This is a genomic window from Bacteroidota bacterium (assembly GCA_030706565.1).
GTDB lineage: Bacteria > Bacteroidota > Bacteroidia > Bacteroidales > JAUZOH01 > JAUZOH01.
Genome location: JAUZOH010000388.1, coordinates 1 through 3,529, shown reverse-complemented (window position 1 = coordinate 3,529; position 3,529 = coordinate 1). Strand labels below are relative to the sequence as shown.

General features: G+C 37.9%; 5 protein-coding genes. 2 read left to right on the top strand and 3 right to left on the bottom strand.

Annotation, left to right across the window (positions count from 1 at the left end; translation table 11 throughout):
• Positions 1-422, bottom strand: a 422-nt coding sequence (locus Q8907_14515) for a hypothetical protein (GenBank protein ID MDP4275485.1), incomplete at its 3' end; no start/stop codon positions are given.
• 81 nt (positions 423-503) lie between these two features.
• Between Q8907_14515 and Q8907_14510 the strand changes: the two genes are divergently transcribed.
• Positions 504-1,784 carry a M64 family metallopeptidase gene (locus Q8907_14510; protein ID MDP4275484.1) on the top strand — a complete coding sequence of 427 codons (1,281 nt, stop codon included), beginning with the start codon at positions 504-506 and terminating at the stop codon, positions 1,782-1,784.
• A 279-nt stretch (positions 1,785-2,063) separates the two neighbouring features.
• Here Q8907_14510 and Q8907_14505 read toward each other — a convergent pair whose 3' ends face one another.
• Both Q8907_14505 and Q8907_14500 read right to left on the bottom strand, forming a co-directional pair.
• The gene (locus Q8907_14505) at positions 2,064-2,315 is read right to left on the bottom strand and encodes a type II toxin-antitoxin system RelE/ParE family toxin (protein ID MDP4275483.1); all 252 of its coding nucleotides are present in this window, start codon (positions 2,313-2,315) and stop codon (positions 2,064-2,066) included.
• Positions 2,308-2,511 (bottom strand): hypothetical protein, encoded by a 204-nt coding sequence (locus tag Q8907_14500; GenBank protein ID MDP4275482.1) that lies wholly within the window; start codon positions 2,509-2,511, stop codon positions 2,308-2,310. The genes Q8907_14505 and Q8907_14500 overlap by 8 nt, the downstream gene beginning before the upstream one ends.
• Positions 2,512-3,020: 509 nt before the next feature.
• Between Q8907_14500 and Q8907_14495 the strand changes: the two genes are divergently transcribed.
• Positions 3,021-3,529: DUF4968 domain-containing protein (locus Q8907_14495; GenBank protein MDP4275481.1), on the top strand; the 509-nt coding region annotated here is incomplete at its 3' end.

Genomic DNA, 3,529 nt, shown 5'->3' with positions numbered 1-3,529 from the left:
CTGTTCTTAAATCGGGGATGGTTTACATAAATTTCATGCAAAGCTTCCAGGCAAGAATCGGCAACCAGCAAACTGATAATAATCATATAAATCTTGGTCATGGCCTGAATAAAAGCTATGCCTGCCTGATACTGGTTAAAAGTAAAATGTATGGAATAAAAGACGATCAAAGCCGGAGCAAAATGCGAGAGCCGGTTGAATACCCCTTTTTCCAGAAAAACATCGTCCCACTGGTTTTTGCTTCGTTTTACATAAGCAGTAATTATAGTGACAATAAGGCGTTTGGTGATAATATCCCCGACCAGAGCCAGCAAAATAATCAATATAATTATAATGGCATGGCTTACAGACGGGATCATGCAGTCCTTCAAATCCATACGGGTAAGGATATCCCGCAAAAAATCAGCAACCTGTGCATTCATAGTTTTCCGAAATTATTATAAAACAAAGTAAAGACAAGCGAATATATTTTTTATTTTTATCATTACAAAAATCGTAAGAAAATGAAAAAAACAATATTGGTTCTGATTACCCTGTCCATTCCCATTTTCTCGTTTGCTCAGGTTAACTTTGAATCCTGGTTTCAGCCCAGGACTCTGCGAGTCGACTATGTGCTTGCCGGAAACGCTGATACTTCCTTTGCTTTTTTGGACCAGCTGAAGGAAGAACCCCATTGGGGCGGCCCTCAGAAAAATTTAATCGACAAATTTAATTATGGAGATTATAAATTTATAGTTTACGATTCTGCAACCTATACTCCACTTTATTCCCAAGGGTTTTCAACATTATTCAGCGAATGGCGCAGCACCCGGGAAGCAAAAACCATAAACAGAAGTTTTGCCCAAACCGCTGTATTCCCTTTCCCCCTAAAAACCGTTTTTTTTCAATTATTTGAAAGAAATAAAAATAATGAATTTGTTAAAAAATTCGGTTTATTTATTAATCCCCAAAGTTGCTTTATCAGCTCCGAAGTTACGGACAGTTTTAAAACAGATAAAATTTATTACAATGGCGATCCGGCAAAAAAAGTAGATATTGCAATCCTGGCCGATGGATATACTGCTTCAGAGATGGGAAAATTTCTGGATGACGCCAAACGTTTTTCAGAGAACCTCTTTGCAACCCCTCCATTCGACAGTTACAAAAAAAGCTTCAACATCTGGGCGGTAGAATCGGTTTCAAAGCAAACGGGAGCAGACATCCCGGGAGCACACGTATGGAAGAAAACCGTCCTGAACTCAACCTTCTATACCCTGGGCTCAGACCGTTACCTGATGACTTATGATACGCGAACCCTCCACGATATTGCCTCGCTGGTTCCATACGATCAGATATATATACTGGTCAATTCGCCTGTTTACGGAGGCGGGGGCATATACAACTATTACTGTACCAGTTCGTCGGGGGATATCGAATCATCCACCGTCTTTGTCCATGAATTTGGGCACGGATTTGCCGGCCTGGCCGACGAATATGTTGATGATGACCTGAGTTACGAAAATTTATTTTCCAAAGGAGTTGAACCCTGGCAGCCGAATATCACCACCCTGGTTCACTTTGACAAGAAATGGCAAAAAATGGTAACGCCGGGGATTCTGGTTCCCACACCTGAAAAACCGGATTACACGGGAAAAACCGGAGCTTTTGAAGGCGCCGGTTACGTGGCAAAAGGAGTCTACCGCCCCACACTGGATTGCCGGATGCGCACCAATTCGGCCAAAGGATTTTGCCCGGTCTGCCAAAAAGCCATCATCGACATGATCAAATTTTATACAGGGGAATAAATCATAAAAATAAAAAAATCAGACAGGATTACAGGATTAACATGTAAATCCTGTAATCCTGTCTTAATTTTATATTTCTGACAAAATAATAAGTTGATACAAATAACCGACACGGATTTTAAGTAGAATCAGCTGCTTAATAAGTTCTGTATTGCAGGCAAGGTTGTAAATTAAAGGTACTTTCTAACAATAAAGAATCTTTAAATATAAGAATTAATATTATATACTTTTGATCCGTATAATGGCATGAAGATTTATAAAACCCTTACAAAGAGATGATTATTCGTAAATATCTTTTCTGTCGCCAGCGTCAATAACAGTAACCGTAAGAATTTTATCGTTTATTTCATATATCACCCGGTAATTCCCTTCCCGAATCCTATATCCCTGGTGGCCTTTAAGCTTTTTGCAGCCTGGCGGCCGAGGGTCGTTGGCCAAATTGGCAATAGAGGTTATAATCTTTTGGTAATCCTTTTCTGGGATATTTTTAAGTTGCTTGTAAACAGCCTTTTCAATAAATACCTTATACACGGCTATTGCGCAAGAGTTCAATTTCTTTTACTGCCTGTTCAAAAGGTATGGGTTCACTTTTACGGGCTTTGGCACGGTCGTATGCTTTTATGTCCTCCAATTCTTCAAGCTCTTCCAATATTTTTTCATAATCCCGTATGGGTATGATTACGCTTACCTTTTTCCCGGTAGTATCGGTAATATATTGAGTTTTCATAAGCTATACAGTTTATTTTGCGGCAAATACCTGTTTCGTTTTGAAATTGTATATGTAAACATTAATTTTTTCAGTAAGGTCGTCTTGCAACCGGCTTTTTTCTTTCTTTACAGTATTATTTTGCTCTTGGTGTAATTTATTGCCCTAAAAAGTAATAATTTACAATGATTTTACAAAAATACGAGAAATAACTTACATAAAAAAGCAAGTCATATTTTGGTTAAATGCGCTAAATGCTAACTGTCTAATTTTTCTTATATTCACCTTATTACAAATTAATTAAATTTACATGTACTGTTTTTGCCAAAGAATTTATTATTCATTGTTAGGAAATCGGCTTTTTTAGTTAAAATTTCGGCAATTAGGGGATTATTTCAAGAGAAAAGTAAAGACAGGGTTGAAAATAATATTATTTTTATCTGATTAATTAGTCATTTAGCACAAAACAGGGGACAATATTGTTACAACATTGTTCTTCTTTACTTATAATCTTAAAACATTAAATTACAATGAGATCATTTTTTAAAATATTTTTAATATCGGCAATTTTTTTATGTCCATTTTTTCATCCTGCTCCTAGCAAAGCAAATACGGATGGCTCTCTAACATCAGGCAACACCTTCGAATATAAAACCTCATCAGCAAGCTTAAGAATTGAATTTTGTTCCCCGACCATGCTGAGGATACGTATCAGTCCCAACGGGCAATTCCAGCCTGACGAACATTATGTGGTCGCTAAATATGACTGGCCCAAAATTGATATCAACCAAAAGGATGAAGGCAACTACACCAAGTTGTCGACCGGTAAAATCACGGTAAGAGTTTACAAAAATCCGCTCTGCATAGCCCTTTACGATAAGGAGAACAAAAAGGCCATCAACATTGACAAAACGGCTGCTTCTTTTGAGGGGGATTCGGTTAAATGTACCAAACAATTGGTTGCAGGCGAGCATTTCTTTGGTTTCGGCGAACGGATGGATTGCATGGACAGGCTGGGAAAATCTGTAACCCTCAATGT